Raw genomic sequence first — 23,123 nt, forward strand, 5'->3', positions numbered from 1 at the left:
TAGAAAAAAGGGCAGTCGGTTCACCGTCTGCCCTTAAGTTCTTAGTATTTGTAAGCGTCAGACTTGAATGGCCCCTCAACAGCTACGCCTAAATAATCAGCTTGCTCTTGAGTTAACTGGGTAAGTACACCACCGAAACCTGCAACCATTGCAGCGGCAACTTCTTCGTCAAGTTTCTTAGGAAGAACTTCTACACGAATTTTTGCAGCTTTCTCATTTGCAGGAAGATCAGCAAATTTTTCTTGGAATAAGTGAATTTGACCTAAAACTTGGTTAGCAAAAGAACCGTCCATTACACGTGATGGGTGACCAGTTGCATTACCTAGGTTTACAAGGCGACCTTCAGAAAGAAGAATGAGGTAGTTATTTTCATCTTCTGAACGATAAACTTGGTGAACTTGTGGCTTAACTTCAACCCACTTGTAACCACGTAAATAAGCTGTATCAATTTCTGTGTCGAAGTGACCGATGTTACATACAACTGCACCAGCTTTTAAGCTGTCTAACATTGCTGCATCGCACACGTGGTAGTTACCAGTAGTGGTTACAACGAGGTCAGTGTTGCCAAGAAGATCTTGGTTAATATCTTCTTTTTTGCCTGTTTGTACGCCGTTTTTGTATGGAGATACAACTTCGTAGCCGTCCATACATGCTTGCATTGCACAAATTGGGTCAACTTCTGTTACACGAACGATCATGCCTTCTTGACGTAAAGATTGAGCAGAACCTTTACCTACGTCACCATAACCAACTACAAGTGCGCGACGGCCAGATAAAAGCATGTCAGTTGCACGTTTGATTGCGTCGTTTAATGAGTGGCGGCAACCATATTTGTTGTCGTTTTTAGATTTAGTAACTGAGTCATTTACGTTAATTGCAGGAACTTTCAAAGAACCGTCTTTCCACATTTCGATAAGACGTTGAACACCTGTTGTGGTTTCTTCGGTAATACCGTGAATACGTTCTAAAAGCGCAGGGTATTTTTCATGAACAAGAGCAGTTAAATCACCGCCATCGTCCAAGATCATGTTGGCATCCCAAGGTTGGCCATTTACATTAATCTGTTGCTCTAAACACCATACATATTCTTCTTCAGTTTCACCTTTCCAAGCAAAAACTGGAATACCGCGAGCAGCAATTGCAGCAGCAGCATGGTCTTGAGTAGAGAAAATGTTACATGATGTCCAGCGTACTTCAGCACCTAATTCAACAAGCGTTTCAATAAGAACAGCTGTTTGAATGGTCATGTGAATACAACCAAGAATTTTTGCGCCAGCAAGTGGTTTAGAAGCTGCATAGCGTTTACGTAAGCCGATCAAAGCTGGCATTTCTGCTTCAGCAAGTTTGATTTCTTTACGGCCGTAGTCAGCAAGAGAAATATCAGCAACTTTGTAATCTGTAAATGAAGCATTAACCGCGTTCATCAGGATCTCCTAGGAAAAAATAGTATTGATCATTCTGTTCGCGGATGCCGTTGTTGGTTAAAACGAGTGTTTAACCGATCGTCGAGCCTGGCAAATTGATCTTTAGTGCCGATCAATTGTCGCAGCATCCCTCGACTAGCGAAACATTGTACTTGGAAAAGCTTTTAGTGCCAATCCAGTTTTGTTTATTATCTGCGTAATTATCACTTTAGATTCTAATTATGGCATTAAATATTCCCGAGTCGTTGGCAAGCCTAGAGTCAAACTGTGGCGTTTTTGCAGTTTGGATGTTGCTTCAGCATCATGGAGTACAAATTGATGTGGTTGAGCTGATTAATGTTTGCCGACACGATGAAGGAGGCACCTATACTATTGCCTTAGCTGTCGCTTTAAAGAAACTAGGATTTGAGGTGTCATTTCATTCAGATGAGGATCCTAGCATTAGCCAAAGCGAACGAATGAGCTATAAAGAAGCAAAGGTATTAAAAATTCCAACTGGACCAGCACTAAGCTATCAAGATATTCGAGCTGCAATTGAAAATGGAAAAATGGTGATTGTCTATTACGATACTTTAGCAGGTGTTGGAAATCAGTCGCTCATTTATTCTATAGATCAAAATGAAATCTGCTTTTTTGATAGTTTTGAACCGATGTCAGCGGCAGTTTTTGAAAAGCAGCGTCAAGTAGAGGGGATTTGCCGTCAGGCTATTGTGATTGATGATTGTAAGTTTCAGATGCATTCATCCAAATTGAATTAGATAAAAAGAGCCAGTAGTGTGCTGGCTCATATTGAAGTTATTTTTGTTGATATTCTTGAATTACTTCTAAAGCAGCACGAAAAGCTTCTTGTGTAGCAGGGGCGCCGCAATATGGCAGGCTGTGCAATAAAGTTTCTTGAATCTCTTCAACTGTACAACCATTGTTTAGTGCACCACGAACATGGCCTTTGAGTTCGGTTGGTGATTTAAGTGCCGTGAGCATTGCCAAAGTAATTAATGAACGATATTTACGAGGTAGCACACCTTCACGTTGCCAAGTCGATCCCCATGCATGCTCATTAATCCAGTCTTGTAAAGGCTGGGTAAAGGGTACGGTATTTTCTTGGGCACGCTTTACAAAAGCTTCTCCCATCACTTCTGTGCGAACTTTTAATCCATTTTCGTAATCTTGCTTAGACATTAATTTCTCCTAAAAATAAAAGCGTCGATTGACGCTTTTATGGCTGTTTATTAATTAATGCGAATCAAGTGTGATTGCAATAGTGAATTAGTGGAGGCATCGGTCACTAAATTTGATGAGGGTTCGACAAAGGAAGATCTTTATTTAAATCTTCATCAAAAACATCGGTAAGCATGCTGTCGAATCGAATTGCGTTGTATTGCAATAATTGTTGAGCTTCGCTTTCAGAAATAAAGCCTTCTTTTATCGCTTGTGCAATATTTTCTTCAAAAGTAAGACCCGTAAACTTGCCTTTAGATTCAGCTTTTTTAAACTTATCCCAAAGCGGTTCAAGCGTTCGCAGAATTTGGAAAGCATGCTCTAAACGACCAGTTACATCATCGGCTTTGGTTGAATAAAATACGTGATGCTTAAGCTGTTCTCTGAAAGGGTGCTCTTGCATCATAAGTTCAGCGACTTGTTGTTTTAACTCATCATCTGGTTTTGAAATGACACGACCAAAAGGGAAACAGATCCATTTTACAAATGCTGCTGGAAGTTTAGCTGGGAAGTTTTCAAATAATCCCCAAAATGCTTCCTGAATATTCAAGAAAGCTTTTTGTAGCGCTAATTTAGCGTGAAGTTGTTCAGCTTCAGTTTTTTGTCCAGCTTCATAAAATTTTAAAATCGCAGTAGAAATAAACAGGTGCGCGTGAATATCTGCCAAGCGGCCTGATAACATTTCTTTGCGTTTTAGATCTCCTGCAAGTAAACCAAGTGACATATCCGAAACAAGTGCAAAGTTGGCACTAAAACGATTAATCGTTTTATAGTAACTTGCAGTGAATTGATCTGCTGACTGAGGCGTATCGCTTGAGCCACCTGCCCAACCATAAGCAAATGATCTTGCACCACGGTTAAAGGTATAGGCTAAATGTTTAAATAACAAATCATCAAATTTTTTGACTGAATTATTCTTATCTTCAGATTGAAGGAGTTGTAACTCTTCAAATAGATAAGGATGACAACGCATTGAACCTTGGCCAAAAATCATCAATGAACGGGTCAAAATATTTGCGCCTTCTACCGTAATAGCAATTGGAATTGCCTGATAGGTAAGGGCAAGGAAATTACGTGGCCCAAGTTGAATTGCACGTCCGCCAGCAATATCCATTCCGTGATTGATAACTTTACGCATCGTTTCAGTTGCATAATATTTTGCCATAGCAGTCATCACGGCAGGTGTTCCACCTTGGTTTAGGCCACATGTCACTAAATAACGGAATGCTTCAAGCATATAGGCATCGCTGGCGATTTCGCTGGTTGCTTCTTGTACGCCTTCAAATTTACCGACAGAAATATTAAATTGCTGGCGAATTTTCGCAAAAGCACCAACGGTTAAATAGCTCATTTCACCTGCGGCTGTTGCTAGAGCTGGAAGGGAAATACCACGGCCCACGCCTAAACATTCCATGAGCATTCGCCAACCTTTACCGGCATTTTCTTGACCACCAATAATCCAGTCAATAGGAATAAAAACATCTTCTCCTTCTACTGTTCCATTCATAAATGGTGAACCAGGATAATGGCGTGCTCCTATTTTTACACCCGCATGACTTGCAGGAATTAAGGCACAAGTAATACCGTATTCTGTTTTGTTTTTATCTCCCAATAGGCCTTCTGGGTCATAAAGTTTAAAGGCTAGACCAACAACGGTGGCAATTGGCGCAAGCGTAATCCAGCGTTTAGAGAAATTCATGCGCAGCCCAAGAACTTGAGTACCTTCATATTCACCGTAGCAAACAACACCCGAATCTGGAATCGCGCCTGCATCTGAACCTGCTTCTGGACTGGTTAAACCAAAGCATGGGATTTCTTCACCTTTAGCAAGGCCCGGTAAATACTGCTGTTTTTGTGCATCTGTACCGTAGTGCATGAGTAGCTCACCCGGTCCTAACGAGTTTGGAACCATACAACTCACAGCTGTGGTGAGTGAGCGGGAAGCAATTTTGCTCATAATACGACTTTGGGCAAATGAGCTAAATTCTTTGCCGCCAAAGGATTTTGGAATAATGAGTCCTAAAAAACCCTTATCTTTAATAAATTGCCAAACTTCTGGTGGTAGATCTTTTAAGTGATGATGAATTTCCCATTCATCTAGCATGTTACAAAGGAGCTCAACTTCATTGTCGATAAAACTTTGTTCTTCTGCTGACAAGGTTGGGTAGGGGTACTTTTCAAATTGTGACCAATCGGGTGCCCCCATAAATAATTCTTTTTCCCACCAACTGGTACCTGCCTCTAAAGCTTCTTGTTCAGTCGTACTGATACTCGGCATTGAGTTTGCTAAAGTTTTATATGCAGGTTGAGTAATCAGATTAAAGCGTAATGGTGCAAATAAAATAATGATACTAAGGGCAATAAGGGGAATACCTAAAAGAAGAGCCCATGGCGTTAATAGGAGTGCAGTAAGTATGGCTACAGCAATCGTAATAACACTACCAATGGTTCTGTTTAGATTAAAAAAGAAAATTGCCCATATTGCAAAAAGCTGAATGACAACGCTTAAAACAAAGAGTAGGAAAATCATACTTGCTCCTTGCTAGATAAGCCCTCAAGTTAGAAATTACAAAAAAGCGAGGAGAGATTTAAGGCTTAACTAGCTAATTTTTAATGCTGTTTAAATTTAATTTTTTATGTCGCAATTGATGTATATGCTAGAGCAGGGATATATCGTACTTTTAGGTATAAGATATTTTTAAGTGAAAGTGTAATGGGTTGTTTTATTGATTTGTCAAGAAATGTTATTGATTTTCTTAAAATAAAAAGCCCTCTGAAGTAGAGGGCTTTTACAGATATTTAATTTTTAAGCTTCGACAACTTGAACCGCGATTTTTTTAGCTGGATCTACTTTGCGACGAACTTCTGGAACTGGTTCACCGTGGTATTGACGATCAGCAAAGTAACTTGAACGAACCATTGGTGCAGACCAAATATTTCTAAAGCCAAGTTTACGGCCATGCTCTGCATAACGTTCGAACTCTTCTGGTGTAACAAAGCGGTCAATTGGTGCGTGTTGCTTAGAAGGCTGTAAGTATTGACCAATAGTCACATAGTCAACATCGTGAGCACGCAAGTCATCAAGCAATGCAATAACTTCTTCTTCAGTTTCACCGATACCCACCATCAAACCGCATTTTGTTGGGATATCAGGGCAATATTCTTTAAACATTTTTAATAAGTTTAAAGAATGTTGATAGTCTGAACCTGGGCGCATTGCTTTATATAGACGTGGCACAGTCTCGATGTTGTGGTTAAATACGTCTGGCGGACATTCCGTCATAATGCGTAAAGCAATGTCCATACGTCCGCGGAAATCTGGTACTAAAATCTCAAGCAATGTATTTGGGCTTAGTGCACGAGCTTCTTTGATACAGTCCACAAAGTGTTGTGCACCGCCGTCAAGTAAGTCATCACGGTCAACCGAAGTAATTACCGCATATTTGAGCTTAAGATTAGCAATTGTCTCTGCCATATGACGAGGTTCATCTGCATCGAGTGCATTTGGACGGCCATGTGCTACATCACAGAAAGGGCAACGACGTGTACAAATATCACCCATGATCATGAATGTTGCTGTACCACCACCAAAACATTCTGGTAGGTTTGGACAAGCAGCTTCTTCACAAACGGTATGGAGTTTTTGAGCACGTAAAGTGGTTTTAATACGCTGAACTTCTTCTGGTGCCGTCATCTTGACACGAATCCAGTCAGGTTTACGCGGCACTTCAACCGTAGGTACAACTTTTACAGGAATTCTTGCGACTTTTTCTGCGCCACGAAGTTTTACACCCTGTTCAGGTTTACGGTGTTCTGACATATTTAACTTTTCCACTCGTTTATAGAGACATTGACATTGTATTATAGCGAACTTCTACGGTTAATAGCGGAAAATAACTATTCATATAATAAATGTGGTTATTCAGAAATATAGGGTTGAGAAATACATAAATTCACCGCATATTAGCCATAATTTATTATAAAATATGGTCATTCAAGTGAGGAAGGAGCTTTCAATGCCACGTAAAAAAGAGGTCGTTAGTGGGAATTTCGTTAAATACGATGCGGTAGTTCTCGGTTCTGGACCTGCAGGTGAAGGCGCGGCAATGAAGCTTGCAAAAGCGGGTAAGCGTGTTGCAATTGTAGATGTGCGTGATCAACTGGGTGGTAACTGTGCACACGTAGGTACCATTCCAAGTAAAGCATTACGTCAAACAGTTTCTAGTATTATCCGCTATCAGCGCGATCCAATGTTTCAAAAAGTAGGTGAATGGAAACAGTTCACCATGAAACAGGTTTTGCGTAATGCACACAAAGTAATTCAACAACAGGTTGATACGCATACACGTTTTTACGATCGCAATAAAATCGGTGTATTCCACGGCCGTGCATATATTCAAGATAAAAATACAGTTTTAGTTTTTAGCCATGAAGGCATTAAAGAAACAATTATCTGTAAGCAAATCGTGATTGCTACAGGTAGTCGTCCTTATCATCCGCAAGGTTTAGACTTTGATCATCCTCGCGTATTCGATTCGGACAAAATCCTTGATCTTGATTATTCAATTCAAAAAATCATTATTTACGGCGCGGGTGTTATTGGCTGTGAATATGCCTCAATCTTTATTGGTTTAGATCATAAAGTTGACTTGATTAATACTCAGCAAAAACTATTAAGTTATCTAGATGATGAAATTGCTGATGCTTTGTCTTATCACTTACGTGAACAAGGTGTATTGATTCGTCACAATGAGCAAATGGATCATCTTGAAACGTTTGATGACCATGTTGTACTACATTTACAAAGTGGTAAAAAGATTAAAGCTGATGCGATTCTTTGGTGTAACGGCCGTTCAGGTAACACAGAAGGCTTAGGTCTTGAGAATGTTGGGTTAGTACCAAATAACCGTGGTCAACTTTCAGTAAATGATCAATATCAAACTGAAGTTGAAAATATTTATGCTGCTGGTGACGTGATTGGTTGGCCATCACTTGCTTCTGCTGCTTATGACCAAGGGCGCTGTGCTGGCGCAAACATGAGTGGTGAAGATGCGAAGCCAGTACGTGATATCCCGACTGGTATTTATACTATTCCGGAAATCTCATCAATTGGTAAAAATGAACAGGAACTAACGGAAGAGAAAATTCCGTATGAAGTAGGTCAAGCTTCTTTCCGTCATTTGGCTCGTGCGCAAATTACCGGTGATACAGTGGGTGAGTTAAAAATTCTTTTCCACCGCGACACTATGGAAATTTTAGGTATTCATTGTTTTGGTAATAACGCTGCCGAAATTATCCACATTGGGCAAGCAGTTATGCACAGCCCAAACAATACTCTGAAATATTTTGTTGAAACAACGTTTAACTATCCAACAATGGCAGAAGCATATCGTGTAGCTGCGCTTAATGGTATGAATCGTTTGTTTTGATTTTAAATAAGTTTTTCATAAAAAAGCCCGCAAACGTGCGGGCTTTTTTATTTTCATTAGACCATAGGTTTTTTATATTTTTATGACAATTTGCAGTATGCGTCTGGCTGTCTATATCTCTAGTGGGCACAAAATGCTTGATTGAAATATATAAACAAATCAGGAGTTTGTTTCCATAAAATGATTGAACAGGCTAGCAGGGTAATCACGAGCAAAGTCATAATTGTTTTCAAAAGTAAGGCATTATGCGTCATGAATGACAGCCTCCTCATTTACAAAGAAATGTACGATTACCCCTAATATACTCAAAGCTATTGAACATAGCCAAATCGCATTGTAATTACCTGTTAAGTCATGGTTAACACCGCCAAGCCAACCGCCAAAGAAAGAACCGACTTGATGGGTGAAAAACACAATACCACTTAACATTGAAAGGTATTTAACACCGAACATATTCGCGACAATGCCGTTTGTGAGTGGAACTGTAGAGAGCCATAAAAGTCCCATAATGATGCCAAAAGCATATACCGTATAAGTGCTTAGAGGTAATAATAAAAAGGCGATGATTGCGATGCCACGGCTACCGTAAAGTGCCATTAATAATTTAGGTTTTGAGAATCGATCTCCCAGCCAACCCGCCCCATAAGTTCCCACAATATTAAATAGTCCTATTAGTGCTAGAAACACAGTACCTGTAGCTGCATCAAAGCCGTGATCGATTAAATAGCCCGGTAGATGAACACCTAAGAAGACCACCTGAAATCCACACACTAAAAAGCCTAAAGCTAACCACCAGAATGGCTTATGTTTTCTAGCAATATTCAGTACTTGTTTAAATGTGAGCTGTGGTTGAGCAATTGCTTTTGGTGTTTGATTACTTGGCCCTTTTAACATCCATGCAAGAGGAATAATAAGAGCAATTAATAGTGCACTCACCATTAAAGCTGACGACCATCCTATCGTTTTAAGCAAGAGAAGGGTGGAAGGTAACATAATAAACTGACCAAAAGAGCCTGCTGCACTGGCAATACCCATTGCCATACTTCTTTTTTCTAGAGGGGCAGCTCGGCCTACTGCACTCAGTAAAACAGTAAAAGAGGTGGCCGACAAAGCTAAACCAATAATAAGACCTAAGCTTAAATTCAAAATGAGTACACTCGAACTAAAAGCCATTAAAAGTAGGCCTAGGGTATAAAGTAAGCCACCAACAGCAACCACAACTTTACTGCCATATTTATCTGCAATTGCACCAGTAAAAGGCTGAACAGCTCCCCAGATCAGGTTCTGCATGGCTATCGCAAGACTAAAAACATGCTGTCCCCAGCCAAATTCATGGCTCATGGGTACAAGGTAGAGACCGAAACCATGACGGACACCTAATGAAAGGGCCAGAATAATTGCACTGCCAATCAGCATATAGATGAGGGACTGAGAAAATTGGTTGCCAGTTTTAGTCATGATTAATGGAAAATTATAATAATGATGATTTATTGTAGAAGATATATCGAAAAATATCGATATAGTTGGAGGGAATATTTAAGAAGAATTAAAAAGTTCTGAAGAATCGTATTTTATGAGAAGAAAATTAAAGAAGCAGACATCATTTTGATCTCTGCTTCTTGTAAAAATTAAGCTGCGGAATTACGTTCAAGTAATGCTTGTTCAAAAAGGACTTGTTCTTTTTCTTTATGTTCAGTCGTGAAGCGAATTAGAATTACGCTACAGCCTGCGACCATAACCAAACCACCTAAAATAAATAGACAAGTTTGAACATCTAGCAAACCTTTTAATAAGAAACCAGCTGCAACAGCACCCACATTGCCACCTGCGCCAATAATGCCTGCAACACCACCTAAAGCATTACGATCAATAAATGGTACGAGAGCATATGTCGCGCCGCAAGCCATGTGAGTAAACAAGGCAAAAATGGTCATGGAAATAATTGCAAGAGCAACCACATTCATTTGAGAGAAAAGAATTAAGAATAAGCCTTCACCTAAAATCATGAGCACTAGTACTTTAGTGCGGCCATCTAAACCTTTTTTGAGTGCGACTTTATCGGAAATAATACCGCCAAGTGCACGAGCAAAGAGTGCAAGAAGACCAAATATCCCCGCGGTTAAACCAGCAGTTTTTAAATCCATTTTGAAATGATCAACATAGTACATTGCTGCAACGTTATGGATAAAAATTTCAATCCCGAAACATGCACCGTAAGCCACAAATAAAATCCAGACACGGTAGTTACGGGCAGCTTGCATCAAAATTGCCATGCCACCTTTTTTACCACTGCCAACTTCAATCCCTTGTGCGCGGACTTCTTTGAAGTTTCCTTGAGGGCAGTCTTGGGTGAGTTTCCAGTAAAGAATACCAACAATGACCATCATTACGCCTGGTACGATTAATGCAACGCGCCAACCCATAGTTTGCTCGACACCGAACATGACAATTGCACCGAGTAATAAAGGCATTAGAGCTTGGGTTGCACCGCCACCAGCATTACCCCAACCAGCCGCTGCCGCATTTGCTGTACCTACAACGTTAGGTGCAAACATAACGCTTGTATGATATTGCGTAATAACAAAGCTTGCGCCAATTGCACCAATCAGTAAGCGGAAGAATAAAAAAGACTCATAACTGTTAGCAGCAGCAACTCCAAATACAGGAATACTGCCAAGTAAAAGAAGGGCTGTATAGGTAATCCTCGGGCCATATTTATCACAAAGTGGACCGACAGCGAGTCGTACTAAAATCGTAATTGCAACGGCGGCAATATTGATATTGGCAATTTGATCTTTGGTTAAGCCGAACTCACCTTTAATCACTGGCATTAATGGTGCGCAAGCAAACCATGCGAAGAAGCACACAAAGAATGCGAGCCATGTCATGTGGAAAGCGCGCATTGCAGGAGTAGAAAAGCTAAATAATTTTATTTCAGTTGCTTTTTTTGCATCTAGATTGATATTTGAAGACATACGCCGTCCCTCTGAACTGAACGAAATTTTAATTTGCATGGCAATTTATTGCCTATCTGCAGACCGATCAGAGCGGACATCGTTGGCCGTCTTGGTTTATTCATTGAATCATCGTTGACTCATCTTGCTATGAATAAAGCAAAGCTTGTGCCAAAAAATTAATTTTACTAAAAAGGAAAAATTACTTTCTAATTCTATTGAGTTAGTTTATTAAAAATAAAATTAATTAAAAAACACAAATAAATCAATAAATGCTCATAAGAGAGGAAGGCGGTAAATTTTTTCTATCGGCTTTATAAAAGTGCTCATTTTTTTAGCATTTTGATTTAAAAAGAAGCAAAATTTGGAAAAAAGAAAGCTATAAAAACGTGCATAAGTCTTTATAGCTTTGGGTGACACAAAAATTAGAAGCGATAACCAATACCGGCATAACCTAAAATTGGATTAATTTCGATATCTGCTTTTGCATTAATTAATTCACCATATTTGGCATCATTGACTGTAATAGTCGTATCTGTTTTTAAGTGAGCGTAAGAGACAGAACCAACCGCATACCATTTGTCATTGAAGTCATAGGTGAAACCCAAAGTTGCTACGGGTGCAATTGCATCAGATGCCTCAAGGTCTACTTTAGGATCACCAGAACTTTTTTTACGATCAAGAGCAGCTCCAGCTTTACCTTCTTTAATATTCACAATCATATGACCTGCATTGATTAAATCATTTTCAATTTCAGGATTCATTTCCAGTTCACTGAAATAGGCATACATCACACCTAGTCCAACATACGGTCTAAATTTATTTACGCCAGTCTTGCCAAAATGGTACTGAAGTTCAAAAGCTGGTGTCCAGGCACGAGCTGATGCAGCACTTCCATGGGCTTCAAGATCGGTAATAAAAATATTATTTTTAAGCGGTAGGTCTCCGACAATTACACCTAAATCTTCTGGAGTGGCTGTACCCGTAAGAGGGGCATAGATTTTACCTTTACCTTGTAGATCGACTTTAGGTGGAATGCCGGCTTTCACTTCTAATGAAACATTATCTGTAAAGAAATAACTTGTCATTAAACCTAGTGTTGTTACATCATCAGCTTCAAGACCAGTACCAGGATTATCCCAAGAGGAGAGGCCATTAATTACTGCAGAGCCTGCGGTATCTGCTCTTAGATACTGAGCTCCGTCATCACCTTTATAAGATACGATACCAGGCAACCCTAGGTTAAGAAGTGTATTTCTCTCGAAATCTAATACACCTTTGAGTAATGCCTTTTTAGCTGTTGCATTTGGTTGTGATTCATCAATGGAATTTAATACTGAATCACCTTTTACATCTCCTACTCTTGTTTTTGTTCCTTCTGCGATTGCAGTATTTACATGTAAAGGCTGAGCTTTTCCTGTTGGTTTGACATATAAAGGACCAGCAGAGACAGAAAAACGTTTGAAGCCATCGCCATCTTTAAAACTAAAATATGGTGAAGCGGCATAAGTGAATGTTGGCAGAGCAAAAAAGGCAGCTGTCATACAAAATAATGACTTTTTCATCATAAAAGGACTCCATGTCCGACATTTGTTTACTGATTTTTATTGAGCCCACCATACCTTGTTTTATTGAATAGATTGTGTATTAAAAATTAATAATTGTAATTTTTTTGAAATATTTGTTTATATTTAGAAAGATTTATTAATAAAAAATACATAATAAATAATAAAAGGCTACACAGAGTAGCCTTTTATTTAAGTTTTTTAAATTATTGGTTGAAGCGAGATAAGTCTTCTTCAGGACGAGCAGTTAAGACTTCAATGCCTGTTTGGGTAACTAAAATAGTATGTTCATACTGAGCTGAAAGTTTATGGTCTTTGGTTACGACAGTCCATTTATCACCTAACAATTTAGTTTGCCATACGCCAGCATTTACCATAGGTTCAATCGTAAAAGTCATACCTGCTTCCAGACGCATACCTGTACCAGCTTGACCATAATGGAGTACTTGAGGTTCATCATGGAAAACAGTTCCAATACCGTGACCACAATATTCGCGTACTACACTAAAACGTTCTGATTCGACATACTTTTGGATTGCGTGGCCGATATCACCTAAATATGAACCATCTCTAACAGTTGCCATCCCACGATACATCGCTTCTTGAGCAACTTTGCATAGACGGTTGGCTAAAATAGAAGTTTCACCACCAACGACATACATCATGTTGGTATCGCCGTGATAACCATCTTTAATGACAGTAACGTCAATATTAAGGATGTCACCATTTTTTAAAATTTTATTTTCAGAGGGAATACCATGACAGACAACATGGTTAACCGAAGTACAAATAGAGTGTTGAAAAGCAGGGCGCCCAGGAGCTCCACCATAGCCTACACATGCAGGAATAGCATGTTGCACATTTTCAATGTGATTACGACAAATGGTATCAAGTTCAAGTGTACTTACACCTGCCTTAATATGGGGCTTGATCATCTCTAGAACTTCAGCCGCCAGTCGTCCTGCAATGCGCATTTTTTCAATTTCATCTGGAGTTTTGATTAATCGACGTGGAGCTGTATAAGTACTGTTCATGATCTCTAAAAACTTTTGGTAATTTACAAGTGTCTATGGTATAAATAGCCGCCCATTTTATCAAATGCTTTTCGTGAATATCTTTTACGAACAATTTTGATAGATGGAGTAAAAAATCCGCACATATATCGTCACATTACTCTGGGTGCCCGTAAAAAGGTGGAGAATGCGGATATATGGAGGCCTAACCCAACTTTTAAGGTAAAGAAAATGGCAGATTACAACGTAAGCATGCGCGACCTTCTTCAAGCAGGTGCGCACTTTGGTCACCAAACTCGTTTCTGGAACCCAAAAATGCGTCAATACATTTTTGGCGCGCGCAACAAAATTCACATCATCAACCTTGAGCACACTGTTCCTGCGTTAAATGATGCTTTGAACTTCGCTAACCAATTAGCAAGCAAAAAGAACAAAGTTTTGTTCGTTGGTACAAAACGTGCTGCTTCTAACATCATCCGTGAACAAGCTCAACGCGCTGGTCAACCATATGTAGATCACCGTTGGTTAGGTGGTATGTTGACGAACTGGAAAACACTTCGCCAATCTATCAACCGTTTAAAAGATCTTCAAACTCAATCTCAAGATGGTACTTTTGCTAAGCTTACTAAACGTGAAGCTTTAGAACGTGCTCGTGAGATGGAAAAACTTGAGCGCTCTTTAGGCGGCGTTAAAAACATGGGTGGTTTACCTGACGCATTATTTGTAATCGACGTTGATCACGAAGCGATTGCAATCAAAGAAGCTAAGAACTTAGGTATTCCTGTTATCGGTATCGTTGATACAAACTCTAACCCAGACAACGTTGATTACGTTATTCCTGGTAACGATGATGCGATCCGTGCAGTAACTCTATATGCTTCAGCTATGGCTGACGCAATTCTTGCTGGTAAAGAATACGCTCAATCTCAAGCGAACGCTCAAGCAAAAGGCGATGACGCTGCGAAAGACGCTTCTGAGGCTTAATGCGTTTTGACGCAGGCTTGTCATTTTTGCGACATGTAATGGTGGCAAATTAAGCGTCGAGAGTGCAAACGGCCCAGAGTTTCTTTGGGCCGTTTTTGTTGAAAAGATTTATTTTCTACCGATTTTAGGAGATCAACATGACTGCAATTACTGCAAGCATGGTAAAAGAATTACGTGACCGTACTGGTCTTGCAATGATGGAATGCAAAAAAGCATTAACAGAAGCGAACGGTGACATCGAGCTTGCTATTGATAACCTTCGTAAATCTGGTCAAGCTAAAGCTGCTAAAAAAGCTGGTAACATTGCTGCTGACGGTGCAATCACAATCGTTCAAGAAGGCAACAAGGCAATTTTAGTTGAAGTTAACTGTCAAACTGACTTCGTTGCTAAAGACGAAAACTTCTCTAACTTCTCAAAAGCTGTTGCTACTGCTGCTTTAGCTGCTGGTGAAACTGATGCTGCTAAAATCGCTGAATTAAAATTAGCAGACGGTCAATCAGTTGAAGAAGCTCGTATTGCACTTGTTCAAAAAATCGGTGAAAACATCCAAGTTCGTCGCGCGAAAATCGTTGAAGGCGAAAACTTGGCTATCTACAAACACGGTTTAAAAATCGGTGTTGTAGTTTCTTATACTGGTGATGCTGATACTGGTAAAGGTATTGCAATGCACGTTGCTGCATTCAACCCAGTAGCTGTAAATGCTGAAGCTGTTCCTGCTGACCTTATCGCTAAAGAAAAAGAAATTGCTGAAGCGAAAGCGTTAGAATCTGGTAAGCCAGCTAACATCGTTGAGAAAATGGTAACTGGTTCAGTTGATAAATACTTGAACGAAGTTGCTCTTGATCGTCAAATGTATGTAATCGACAACGACAAGAAAGTTGCTGATGTATTAAAAGCAACTGGTACTACTGTTGCTGAATTCGTACGTTTCGAAGTTGGTGAAGGTATTGAGAAGAAAGCAGAACTTAGCTTCGCTGAAGAAGTTGCTGCTGCTCAAGCTGCTGCGAAGTAATTCGTATCACAATAAAAAAAGCCCCATTGGGGCTTTTTTTATCTCAGTTAAAATAAGGGTATACAATGACAAATAAAAAAAATCTCAGTATTGCTGGTGTGATTATTTTATTGATTGCTGCGTATTTTGGTCTAGATTTATCTGGGCATAAGCAAAGTCAATCACCCTCATCAACTATACCCGCAGCTCAGCGTAATGAAACTACATTTTTAAATAATGGGGTGGACACTGTAAAAGCTGCTTATGAGCAGAGACAAAGTAATGTTCAAGTGCAGGGAAGAGGTCGAGTCAAAACAATTTTAAGAGATGATAATGATGGGTCAAGACACCAGAAATTCATTCTAGTATTAAAAAATGGTCTTTCAATTTTGGTTGCACATAATATCGATTTGGCACCTAAAATTTCTAATCTAAATAAAGGTGACATCGTTGAGTTTTATGGCGAATATGAGTACAACCCAAAAGGTGGTGTACTACATTGGACTCATCACGATCCACAAGGGCGTCATGAAAGTGGATGGCTTAAACATGACGGACAGATCTATCAATAAAGCTCACGTGAACGTTTAATCAGATTATTTTCATAGAGCAATTTTGTTCTATTCAGTTTATTAAAACATGCTATGGTTTTTTTTATTGAATAGATGAGACGTATTTATGCAGCGGGAGCAAGCCGATTATCTGCATGTGCGAGAGTTGGGCGGTTTAGAGTTATTAAAAGCACATTATCACCAAACACAATTTTCAAAGCATACTCATGAAGGGTACTGTATTGGTGTGATTGAAGAGGGAGCACAGTCTTTTTTTAGGACAGGACAGCTACATGTAGCTCCTAAAGGCGATATTATTTTAGTCAATGCTGACGAGATTCATACTGGTTCATCGGCTGTTGAGTCAGGGTGGCGTTATCGAGCGATCTATCCAACACCTGAAATGTTAGCAGAAGTTAGCCAAGATTTTTTTGAAAATCCACATGGAGCACCATGGTTTCCTCAAGCCGTGATTCGCGACCTAGGTTTGGCTCAACAGCTTTGCTTACTTTTTGATTTATTAGAACAAAAAGATAATTTCCTGCTCAAAGAAACGATGTATTTAACAACTTTAGCTTGTCTTATGAAGAGACATGGTAAATCAAATCATACTTTTTGTGAGTTACCAGAAGCATATTCAAAAATATTAAGAGTTAAAGAATTACTCGTAGAAATGCCTGAAACAAACTTTTCTTTACAAGATTTGGCTGACATGGTCGGCTTGAGCGCTTGGCATTTCTTAAGGCAATTTAAAAAATATGTAGGTCTGCCACCTCACGCTTGGCTTGTACAAGCACGTTTACAAAAAGCAAGACAGTTATTAAAACAGGGGGACCAAATTGCCATGGTGGCACAACAATGTGGTTTTTCTGACCAAAGCCATTTTAACCGTCACTTTAAAAAAGCAATGGGCGTCACACCCACTCAATATGTAGCGAGTTTGAACATATAAATAAATTAGTTTTAAAGCAATTTTATCCAATATAAGTCGGCACTCATCAAGCATGGTATAGAGATGTTTCTTATATTGGATTTTATATATGAATATTCAGCTTAATCAGCCAGTTGGGTTTTCAAACAATAAGCCATCCTATTTATTTTTACGTGGTGCAATGGATATTTTGCCCTTGTCAATTTCTGTTATTCCGTGGGCAATCTTAGCGGGATCTATGGCAATTCATGCAGGATTATCTTTCTATAAAGCACTAGCAATGTCTGGGCTCATCTTTGCTGGAGCTGCTCAGTTGGTTAGTTTAAGCATGGCTATGGAAGGTGCTTCTGTTTTTACAATTTATTTGACTATTTTCTTTTTAACGGCTCAGCATTTTATTTATGCATTAACTTTAAGAAATGACATTTCTATCTTGTCTCTACCTAAACGATTGAGTTTAGGCTTTTTATTAACAGATGAATTGTTTGCGGTGAGTGCTCCATTTGAAAAAAGAAGTTCGGAATATCTGTTGGGAGCTGGACTATGTTTTTATTTATTTTGGGTTGCTTTTAGTTTGGTGGGAATACTGCTGGCGACAGTGATACCTGATCTTTTAAATTACCATTTGGATTTTTCGATCGTTGCTATTTTTATTGCTATGATTGTGCCGTTATGTAAAGGATTTCCGGTCATAGCTGGGGTGCTAACAACTTGTTTAAGTGGGTTTTTATTTAAATTTTATCAAATTGAGGGTGCGATTTTACTTTCAGGATTGATGGGAATGTTGATTGCTGTTTTAACTGAAGAAATAGGTAAGGAGCAATAATATGTCTTGGTTTATGATTTTAGGCTTGGCAGCAATCGTCTTTTTTAATCGCTATTATTTTTTAGAACCTCACGTAAAAATTAAACTGCCGCTTATTCTGAATAAAATGCTTAACTATTCTGCACCTTGTTTGTTAACTGCAATTTGTATTCCAGTTATTTTTTTCGATGGTAATCATTTAAGAGGCGTGATAAATAATCCTTATATTTATGCAGCAATTTTTTGTATTGTGATTGCTATGTACCTAAAAAAAGTTCTTTTAAGTGTGATAGCAAGTTTAGGATTTTTTTATTTTATAAATTTTCTAATAAATTACTAACATGCAAAAGCTGAATCGAAAGGATTCAGCTTTAAATTCATCTTTAAGCAAGAGCTTGTTTTTGTCTGCTTTTCCATTTTGGTAAGATTTTTGAGAGATAAGCATCCATACACCAAACTGGTCCAATTAGTAGGAATTGTAAATCTTTAAAGAACGAGGGCTTTTTGCCTTCCACTTTATGTCCATAAAATTGTCCAACCCAAGCAATCACAAAAATAGCGATATAAAACCCGACTCCTACAGGTAGGGTATAAATGAGCCATGCCATAACAACAAGTAAAGCAGCCATTGCCACAGCAAGTACAAGATCTAAACGTGCATAAAATACTAAGGTCAACACAAGTAATAAAGCAGTAAGCAATGTACTGAAATGTGCAATGATTCCAATAATAGAAAATAAAATGGCGGGAACGCAAAGCCAGTGAATTTGTTTATTGGTTGGATTTTGATGACTTTCGCTATATTCATCAAACCATTCAGAAATGGATTTCATTAGTAGTACACTCCTTGTTTTAACTTCGATTTATTTTTGTGAGTATATTTTAGCCTGTTCTTGAGGATCTCGACAAGAAACTAACACTATTCAACTATAGGGAGCGTTGTATTAAAAATACCTAAGAAAGGGCAAACGAAAAAATAATGTGACTGTGGTTGAAAAGGTGGTCAATTCGACCTCAAGAATGGGGCGATTTTTCATAATATTTTTTCTGTGTTGCTAGATGATGAAATCATCTAAAAAAGCGTGATTTTGAGATTGATGGGAAAATTGTATGAAAAAGCTCTACTCATCTACTCTAAAAACGCCATAAATAGCCTTTATTTTGGAGAAATGGTACTAGGGTAGCGCAAATTTAAAAAAGACGCTCTAAACGCAAATTAGACGTAAAATTAACTGGTATTAAATAAACATAGTTTTTTGTTTAAAAAATATTCAAATTTAGAGCTGGATAAGGGTCAAAAAAAGAGGATTTTTTAACTTTAAGTTAGGAATTATTTTGATAACTTAAAATATAAAAAAGCCGCAGAAAAAACTGCGGCTTTTTACATGAACTCGAGAGGCTATAACTTATGAAGTTGGGCCATCAACACGCTCAATATTTACTTTAGCTGTTCCAGCATTAGTAATACCAAGACGTTTAGCTGCACCGTATGATAGGTCAAGTACACGGTTGCCATGGAAAGGACCACGGTCATTTACTTTTACAACCACACTTTTACCATTGTCTTTATTCGTTACTCGAATGTAACAGTTCAACGGTAGGCTACGGTGAGCAGCAGTTAAAGCATTCATGTCGAATGTTTCACCACTTGCAGTTTTACGACCATGGAATTGGCGGCCATACCAAGACGCCATACCAGTTTGGCTAAACTTACGAACAGTGTTTGAAGCTACTGTGTTAAGTTTTTCAATCACTGAAGGCTCATCTTCAGGGATTTCAATTTTTGCTGCGATAGCTTGACGACGGATTTGATCGCCAGAACGTTCAGTGATTGAAAGACTGTTAATGTTAGAAAAACGAGAATTAAAGTTTTGAGTATCTTTACTCAATACACGTGCTGCTAGATTAGGACCATCTACATCACTGTTTAATGATGATGACTGCACCATTTCAGCGTGCAGTGGGGCCATACTTAAACTAGCCGTCAGTGCAAGAACGTATTTCAGCGATAACTGCATTTGTATAAACTCCTGAGAACATGTACTTTTTTCTTTCAGCCATTGACTGAAATTTAAAGTGAACATGCCTTATTATTCACTTTTGCAATTGCTATATTGGGGTGGATAATATTCACCGGTTACGGAGAGTGTCTAGTCTTTAACGAGAAATCTTTACAAAAAGGGCAAAAACTTACAGTTTTAGGTTAAAAAATAATCAATAATGTAACAACTTATTAAAAATGTATGTATTGTGATCTGTTTAACAAAAATATTTATTGACTTTTACATAAAGAATAAAAAAGCTAGCCTATCGGCTAGCTACTTCGGTGCCTAATAACCATACAGCTGTAGCGTACATGCGGCTCTTATTATAAGTCGTAATCACTTGAAAATTCGGGTAAGTTAAATAATAAATTGGACCATTATAGTCTTGTAATTGAATAACATTCACCATATCGAGATCATCAATTTTAACTACAGGATTCAATGGAGAAATACCGAGTGTCTTTAATGCACCATATGGGAAAGGTTGTGTTAAATCTTTAGCAATAATACTTTCCGGATTTGACCCAGTGTAACGTGCCATAAATCCGATCGGTTGATCGCGTTGCCAACCTTGTTTTGCTAAGTAGTTTGCAATTGATCCAATAGCATCTTCTGCTGAGTTTCTTAAGTCGATATGTCCATTACCGTCATAATCCACCCCATATTTACTAATATTGCTTGGCATAAATTGTGGATAGCCAATCGCACCTGCATAGGAACCTACAATACTATTTGTTGGGTAGCCTTCTTTATAAGTCCATGCAATAAGAGCAGCTAGCTCATCACCAAAATATTCAGCACGGCGAGGGTAGCCAAAAGCAAGGGTAGCTAAAGCATCACGTGTAATAAAAGAACCTTTATTTGCGCCATAGCCTGTTTCAACGCCCAAAATACCTAAAATGACAGCTTGAGATACGCCATATTGTTGTTCTGCGCGATTTAACGCATCTGCATATTGATTTTTAAAACGGACACCACGTTGAATTGTGCCTTCAACCAAGAACATAGAGCGATAATCATACCAAGGCTTACTTTCACCCGGACGAGTCATAATATTTAGAATGTTTGGTAAATTTTTTGCGCCACTCATGGCTGCATCGACTTGATCGCTACTTAAGCCATAAGCATTCATCGTTTTTTGTTTAAAATTCAAATAATCAGGATGTGTTGCAAAATCGTTGGCCTGAGCGAAATGACTTGTACTGATTAAGCCAGTACACAAAGCGAGCATTTTTAAAGTTTTATTTAAGTGTTGAGACAACATATCGTTTTAAAATTCCAGATTATCGATGTGTATGAATGGACATGACTAAACCAAAGGTGGCCATTAAAGTAATAATAGCTGTTCCGCCATAACTCATAAAAGGTAAAGGAACACCTACTACAGGTAAAATACCACTGACCATTCCCGCATTTACAAATACATAAACAAAAAAAGACAAACCAAAGGCGCCAGCAACTAAACGTCCATAGTTATGGAAGCTTTGTAAACCGATCTGGAATGTTCTAAAAATAATGGCAAAATAAAGGACTACTAAAATAAGTACACCGATGAGTCCAAATTCTTCGGAATATGCAGCAATAATAAAGTCAGTATGTCCTTCGGGTAAAAAGTGTAAATGTGATTGGGTGCCTTCAAGGAAGCCTTTACCTGAAAAACCACCAGAACCAATTGCAGTTTTAGATTGAATAATATTCCACCCCGTACCGAGTGCATCTGCTTCTGGGTCAAGTAAAGTTAAAACCCTTTGGCGTTGATAGTCGTGTAAAAGAAATTCCCACGCAATTGGAATTACGATTGCTGCACATGCGGCAGCTGCACCAATCATTCGCCACGATAGTCCACTTAAAAATAAGACAAATATACCGCTTGCTAATACTAAAAGTGATGTCCCTAAATCAGGTTGTTCTGCAATCAGTAAAAAGGGAATACCAATTAACATTAATGATAAAACAACTTGTGAAAAACTAGGAGGAAGAGGTTTTCGTGCTAGAAACCATGCAATCATCATCGGCATGCCGATTTTCATGAACTCACTGGGTTGGACACTTCCGAAACCCGGAATATCAATCCAGCGCTGAGCACCCATTCGGACTTCACCGAATACCATAACTGCCACAAGCGAAAATAGGCCGAACAAATAAAAGTAGGGAGAAAACGCTTGATAGACCTTGGGCGGAATTTGGGCTAGACCAAACATCACTAAAAAGCCAATACCAAAACTCATGGCTTGTTTACTGACCAATCCTACATCCTGTGCTGAAGCACTATATAGTACGGTTAAACCTAATAGCGCATTTAACAGCAAAAATAGACATAACCACGGGTCAATGTGGAGTTGTTGCCACCTTGATGGTTGCATAGCGGTGCTAAGACCATCTCGAGGAGCTTGGCGTAAAAACTTATATTGTGGGCTAGGAGACATGCGGCGTTAACTAGGTCAATCAGTGCTTGGCGCATGCTAACATAAACCTGATTAATGGCAATGTATATCAATATTTTGCAATAAAAAAACCTAGCTCTCGCTAGGTTTCCGATAGGCTATTTTTTATTAGTTAAAGAATAGACTTTCGTGATATTCAGCCATCGCTTTTAGTTCAGTGCGATTTAAGCTAGGGATGAGTTTGTCGATCGCAATATGAACTGCTTTTGTTACAGCTGCCGCACCAATATCAGCTGCTTTACGCTTAATCATGCCAAGGTCTAATGTCTTATTAAAATCAGACATAAAATGTTTAACCATAGCATCTCCAAACTGTTTATACAGTTCAGCCAATGCAGCTTTATTGATATCGTTACCCGCCTTAAGCTCAGTGAAGTTATGCTGAAGATTAGTGACTAAGCTAGGATCTAGAGTTACACCTACTTTATATTGACCTTGTGGATCTTTAAATAAGCTTTTTTCAGAGAACTCTACTGACTGTTTAACAACATCGTTTGGCGCTTTGCTTAACAATTGTTTTAAAAGAACAGCGACTGTTGATTTGACATAGCCTGCTAGTTTTTCGGCAGTATCGCGCTTTTCACTTGCAGGGAAGTGCTGAACTAACTGAATTAAGACATTATCAATAATCTCTTCATTAAGTTGTAAAGCAATCTTATCGCGAAGTGGGTATAAAGGCTCACTAGAATTTTTGTTCGCAATTCCAGTTTGTATATCGTTCAATAAGCCTTCAGAAGGGGTAAAACCAAAAAACGGCATGGTGTATCC

At 38.7% G+C, this 23,123-nt stretch carries 21 protein-coding genes; 8 read left to right on the forward strand and 13 right to left on the reverse strand.

What is annotated here, in order from left to right; translation table 11 throughout:
- Nucleotides 1-41 precede the first annotated feature (41 nt).
- A complete protein-coding gene (gene ahcY / locus AC52J8_RS05855) occupies nucleotides 42-1,424 on the reverse strand; it encodes an adenosylhomocysteinase (protein ID WP_033847673.1) in 1,383 nt (460 codons plus the stop codon).
- Between the two features lie 221 nt (nucleotides 1,425-1,645).
- On the opposite strand from ahcY, the gene AC52J8_RS05860 reads away from it, so the two are divergent.
- Nucleotides 1,646-2,182: a cysteine peptidase family C39 domain-containing protein gene (locus AC52J8_RS05860; RefSeq protein ID WP_005068190.1), complete on the forward strand. Its 537-nt coding sequence runs from the start codon at nucleotides 1,646-1,648 to the stop codon at nucleotides 2,180-2,182.
- Nucleotides 2,183-2,219: 37 nt separating this feature from the next.
- On the opposite strand, the gene AC52J8_RS05865 is transcribed toward AC52J8_RS05860, so the two are convergent.
- From AC52J8_RS05865 to lipA, 3 genes are all read right to left on the reverse strand, one after another.
- Entirely contained in the window at nucleotides 2,220-2,603 is a 384-nt protein-coding gene (locus tag AC52J8_RS05865; RefSeq protein WP_000043120.1) for a carboxymuconolactone decarboxylase family protein, read from the reverse strand.
- Between the two features lie 106 nt (nucleotides 2,604-2,709).
- Nucleotides 2,710-5,172: an acyl-CoA dehydrogenase gene (locus AC52J8_RS05870; RefSeq protein ID WP_086611375.1), complete on the reverse strand. Its 2,463-nt coding sequence runs from the start codon at nucleotides 5,170-5,172 to the stop codon at nucleotides 2,710-2,712.
- Nucleotides 5,173-5,448: 276 nt separating this feature from the next.
- Nucleotides 5,449-6,462, reverse strand: coding sequence for a lipoyl synthase (gene lipA / locus AC52J8_RS05875; protein ID WP_002118167.1), 1,014 nt, complete (start codon nucleotides 6,460-6,462; stop codon nucleotides 5,449-5,451).
- Between the two features lie 196 nt (nucleotides 6,463-6,658).
- Between lipA and sthA the strand changes: the two genes are divergently transcribed.
- A complete protein-coding gene (gene sthA / locus AC52J8_RS05880; protein ID WP_002118117.1) occupies nucleotides 6,659-8,071 on the forward strand; it encodes a Si-specific NAD(P)(+) transhydrogenase in 1,413 nt (470 codons plus the stop codon).
- 243 nt (nucleotides 8,072-8,314) lie between these two features.
- Here sthA and AC52J8_RS05885 read toward each other — a convergent pair whose 3' ends face one another.
- The 4 genes from AC52J8_RS05885 to map all read right to left on the reverse strand — a co-directional run bounded on the left by AC52J8_RS05885 (nucleotide 8,315) and on the right by map (nucleotide 13,624).
- The gene (locus AC52J8_RS05885; protein ID WP_086611374.1) at nucleotides 8,315-9,529 is read right to left on the reverse strand and encodes an MFS transporter; all 1,215 of its coding nucleotides are present in this window, start codon (nucleotides 9,527-9,529) and stop codon (nucleotides 8,315-8,317) included.
- Between the two features lie 170 nt (nucleotides 9,530-9,699).
- The gene (locus AC52J8_RS05890; protein WP_005068199.1) at nucleotides 9,700-11,046 is read right to left on the reverse strand and encodes an MFS transporter; all 1,347 of its coding nucleotides are present in this window, start codon (nucleotides 11,044-11,046) and stop codon (nucleotides 9,700-9,702) included.
- A 404-nt stretch (nucleotides 11,047-11,450) separates the two neighbouring features.
- Nucleotides 11,451-12,593, reverse strand: a complete 1,143-nt coding sequence (locus AC52J8_RS05895; protein WP_086399240.1) for an OmpW/AlkL family protein — start codon at nucleotides 12,591-12,593, stop codon at nucleotides 11,451-11,453.
- A 203-nt stretch (nucleotides 12,594-12,796) separates the two neighbouring features.
- Nucleotides 12,797-13,624, reverse strand: a complete 828-nt coding sequence (map, locus tag AC52J8_RS05900) for a type I methionyl aminopeptidase (RefSeq protein WP_002118165.1) — start codon at nucleotides 13,622-13,624, stop codon at nucleotides 12,797-12,799.
- A 210-nt stretch (nucleotides 13,625-13,834) separates the two neighbouring features.
- Between map and rpsB the strand changes: the two genes are divergently transcribed.
- From rpsB to AC52J8_RS05930, 6 genes are all read left to right on the forward strand, one after another.
- Complete coding sequence (gene rpsB, locus AC52J8_RS05905; protein WP_002118204.1) at nucleotides 13,835-14,587, forward strand: 30S ribosomal protein S2; 753 nt, start codon at nucleotides 13,835-13,837, stop codon at nucleotides 14,585-14,587.
- Nucleotides 14,588-14,724: 137 nt separating this feature from the next.
- Complete coding sequence (gene tsf, locus AC52J8_RS05910; protein WP_002118238.1) at nucleotides 14,725-15,600, forward strand: translation elongation factor Ts; 876 nt, start codon at nucleotides 14,725-14,727, stop codon at nucleotides 15,598-15,600.
- Between the two features lie 65 nt (nucleotides 15,601-15,665).
- Entirely contained in the window at nucleotides 15,666-16,151 is a 486-nt protein-coding gene (locus AC52J8_RS05915) for a DUF3465 domain-containing protein (RefSeq protein ID WP_017480734.1), read from the forward strand.
- 106 nt (nucleotides 16,152-16,257) lie between these two features.
- Nucleotides 16,258-17,082, forward strand: coding sequence for a helix-turn-helix transcriptional regulator (locus AC52J8_RS05920; RefSeq protein WP_005068210.1), 825 nt, complete (start codon nucleotides 16,258-16,260; stop codon nucleotides 17,080-17,082).
- A gap of 88 nt (nucleotides 17,083-17,170) precedes the next feature.
- Nucleotides 17,171-17,887 carry an AzlC family ABC transporter permease gene (locus AC52J8_RS05925; RefSeq protein WP_060464751.1) on the forward strand — a complete coding sequence of 239 codons (717 nt, stop codon included), beginning with the start codon at nucleotides 17,171-17,173 and terminating at the stop codon, nucleotides 17,885-17,887.
- A gap of 1 nt (nucleotide 17,888) precedes the next feature.
- Nucleotides 17,889-18,206, forward strand: a complete 318-nt coding sequence (locus AC52J8_RS05930; RefSeq protein ID WP_017386543.1) for an AzlD domain-containing protein — start codon at nucleotides 17,889-17,891, stop codon at nucleotides 18,204-18,206.
- A 43-nt stretch (nucleotides 18,207-18,249) separates the two neighbouring features.
- Here AC52J8_RS05930 and AC52J8_RS05935 read toward each other — a convergent pair whose 3' ends face one another.
- From AC52J8_RS05935 to AC52J8_RS05955, 5 genes are all read right to left on the reverse strand, one after another.
- On the reverse strand, nucleotides 18,250-18,699 hold the full coding sequence (locus tag AC52J8_RS05935; protein WP_078210489.1) for an Mpo1 family 2-hydroxy fatty acid dioxygenase: 450 nt from the start codon (nucleotides 18,697-18,699) through the stop codon (nucleotides 18,250-18,252).
- Between the two features lie 573 nt (nucleotides 18,700-19,272).
- Nucleotides 19,273-19,884 (reverse strand): septal ring lytic transglycosylase RlpA family protein, encoded by a 612-nt coding sequence (locus tag AC52J8_RS05940; RefSeq protein WP_002118141.1) that lies wholly within the window; start codon nucleotides 19,882-19,884, stop codon nucleotides 19,273-19,275.
- A 289-nt stretch (nucleotides 19,885-20,173) separates the two neighbouring features.
- Nucleotides 20,174-21,175, reverse strand: a complete 1,002-nt coding sequence (mltB, locus tag AC52J8_RS05945; protein WP_014207240.1) for a lytic murein transglycosylase B — start codon at nucleotides 21,173-21,175, stop codon at nucleotides 20,174-20,176.
- Nucleotides 21,176-21,194: 19 nt separating this feature from the next.
- The gene (gene rodA / locus AC52J8_RS05950) at nucleotides 21,195-22,337 is read right to left on the reverse strand and encodes a rod shape-determining protein RodA (RefSeq protein ID WP_017398602.1); all 1,143 of its coding nucleotides are present in this window, start codon (nucleotides 22,335-22,337) and stop codon (nucleotides 21,195-21,197) included.
- 126 nt (nucleotides 22,338-22,463) lie between these two features.
- Complete coding sequence (locus AC52J8_RS05955; RefSeq protein WP_002118229.1) at nucleotides 22,464-23,114, reverse strand: hypothetical protein; 651 nt, start codon at nucleotides 23,112-23,114, stop codon at nucleotides 22,464-22,466.
- Between the last annotated feature and the right edge of the window lie 9 nt (nucleotides 23,115-23,123).

This window comes from Acinetobacter sp. S-1, assembly GCF_059579785.1.

Bases quoted from the DNA above. Each gene is read 5' to 3' on its own strand.
- ahcY (WP_033847673.1), bottom strand. From the start codon at position 1,424: ATGAACGCGGTTAATGCTTCATTTACAGATTACAAAGTTGCTGATATT.
- AC52J8_RS05860 (WP_005068190.1), top strand. From the start codon at position 1,646: ATGGCATTAAATATTCCCGAGTCGTTGGCAAGCCTAGAGTCAAACTGT.
- AC52J8_RS05865 (WP_000043120.1), bottom strand. From the start codon at position 2,603: ATGTCTAAGCAAGATTACGAAAATGGATTAAAAGTTCGCACAGAAGTG.
- AC52J8_RS05870 (WP_086611375.1), bottom strand. From the start codon at position 5,172: ATGATTTTCCTACTCTTTGTTTTAAGCGTTGTCATTCAGCTTTTTGCA.
- lipA (WP_002118167.1), bottom strand. From the start codon at position 6,462: ATGTCAGAACACCGTAAACCTGAACAGGGTGTAAAACTTCGTGGCGCA.
- sthA (WP_002118117.1), top strand. From the start codon at position 6,659: ATGCCACGTAAAAAAGAGGTCGTTAGTGGGAATTTCGTTAAATACGAT.
- AC52J8_RS05885 (WP_086611374.1), bottom strand. From the start codon at position 9,529: ATGACTAAAACTGGCAACCAATTTTCTCAGTCCCTCATCTATATGCTG.
- AC52J8_RS05890 (WP_005068199.1), bottom strand. From the start codon at position 11,046: ATGTCTTCAAATATCAATCTAGATGCAAAAAAAGCAACTGAAATAAAA.
- AC52J8_RS05895 (WP_086399240.1), bottom strand. From the start codon at position 12,593: ATGATGAAAAAGTCATTATTTTGTATGACAGCTGCCTTTTTTGCTCTG.
- map (WP_002118165.1), bottom strand. From the start codon at position 13,624: ATGAACAGTACTTATACAGCTCCACGTCGATTAATCAAAACTCCAGAT.
- rpsB (WP_002118204.1), top strand. From the start codon at position 13,835: ATGGCAGATTACAACGTAAGCATGCGCGACCTTCTTCAAGCAGGTGCG.
- tsf (WP_002118238.1), top strand. From the start codon at position 14,725: ATGACTGCAATTACTGCAAGCATGGTAAAAGAATTACGTGACCGTACT.
- AC52J8_RS05915 (WP_017480734.1), top strand. From the start codon at position 15,666: ATGACAAATAAAAAAAATCTCAGTATTGCTGGTGTGATTATTTTATTG.
- AC52J8_RS05920 (WP_005068210.1), top strand. From the start codon at position 16,258: ATGCAGCGGGAGCAAGCCGATTATCTGCATGTGCGAGAGTTGGGCGGT.
- AC52J8_RS05925 (WP_060464751.1), top strand. From the start codon at position 17,171: ATGAATATTCAGCTTAATCAGCCAGTTGGGTTTTCAAACAATAAGCCA.
- AC52J8_RS05930 (WP_017386543.1), top strand. From the start codon at position 17,889: ATGTCTTGGTTTATGATTTTAGGCTTGGCAGCAATCGTCTTTTTTAAT.
- AC52J8_RS05935 (WP_078210489.1), bottom strand. From the start codon at position 18,699: ATGAAATCCATTTCTGAATGGTTTGATGAATATAGCGAAAGTCATCAA.
- AC52J8_RS05940 (WP_002118141.1), bottom strand. From the start codon at position 19,884: ATGCAGTTATCGCTGAAATACGTTCTTGCACTGACGGCTAGTTTAAGT.
- mltB (WP_014207240.1), bottom strand. From the start codon at position 21,175: ATGTTGTCTCAACACTTAAATAAAACTTTAAAAATGCTCGCTTTGTGT.
- rodA (WP_017398602.1), bottom strand. From the start codon at position 22,337: ATGTCTCCTAGCCCACAATATAAGTTTTTACGCCAAGCTCCTCGAGAT.
- AC52J8_RS05955 (WP_002118229.1), bottom strand. From the start codon at position 23,114: ATGCCGTTTTTTGGTTTTACCCCTTCTGAAGGCTTATTGAACGATATA.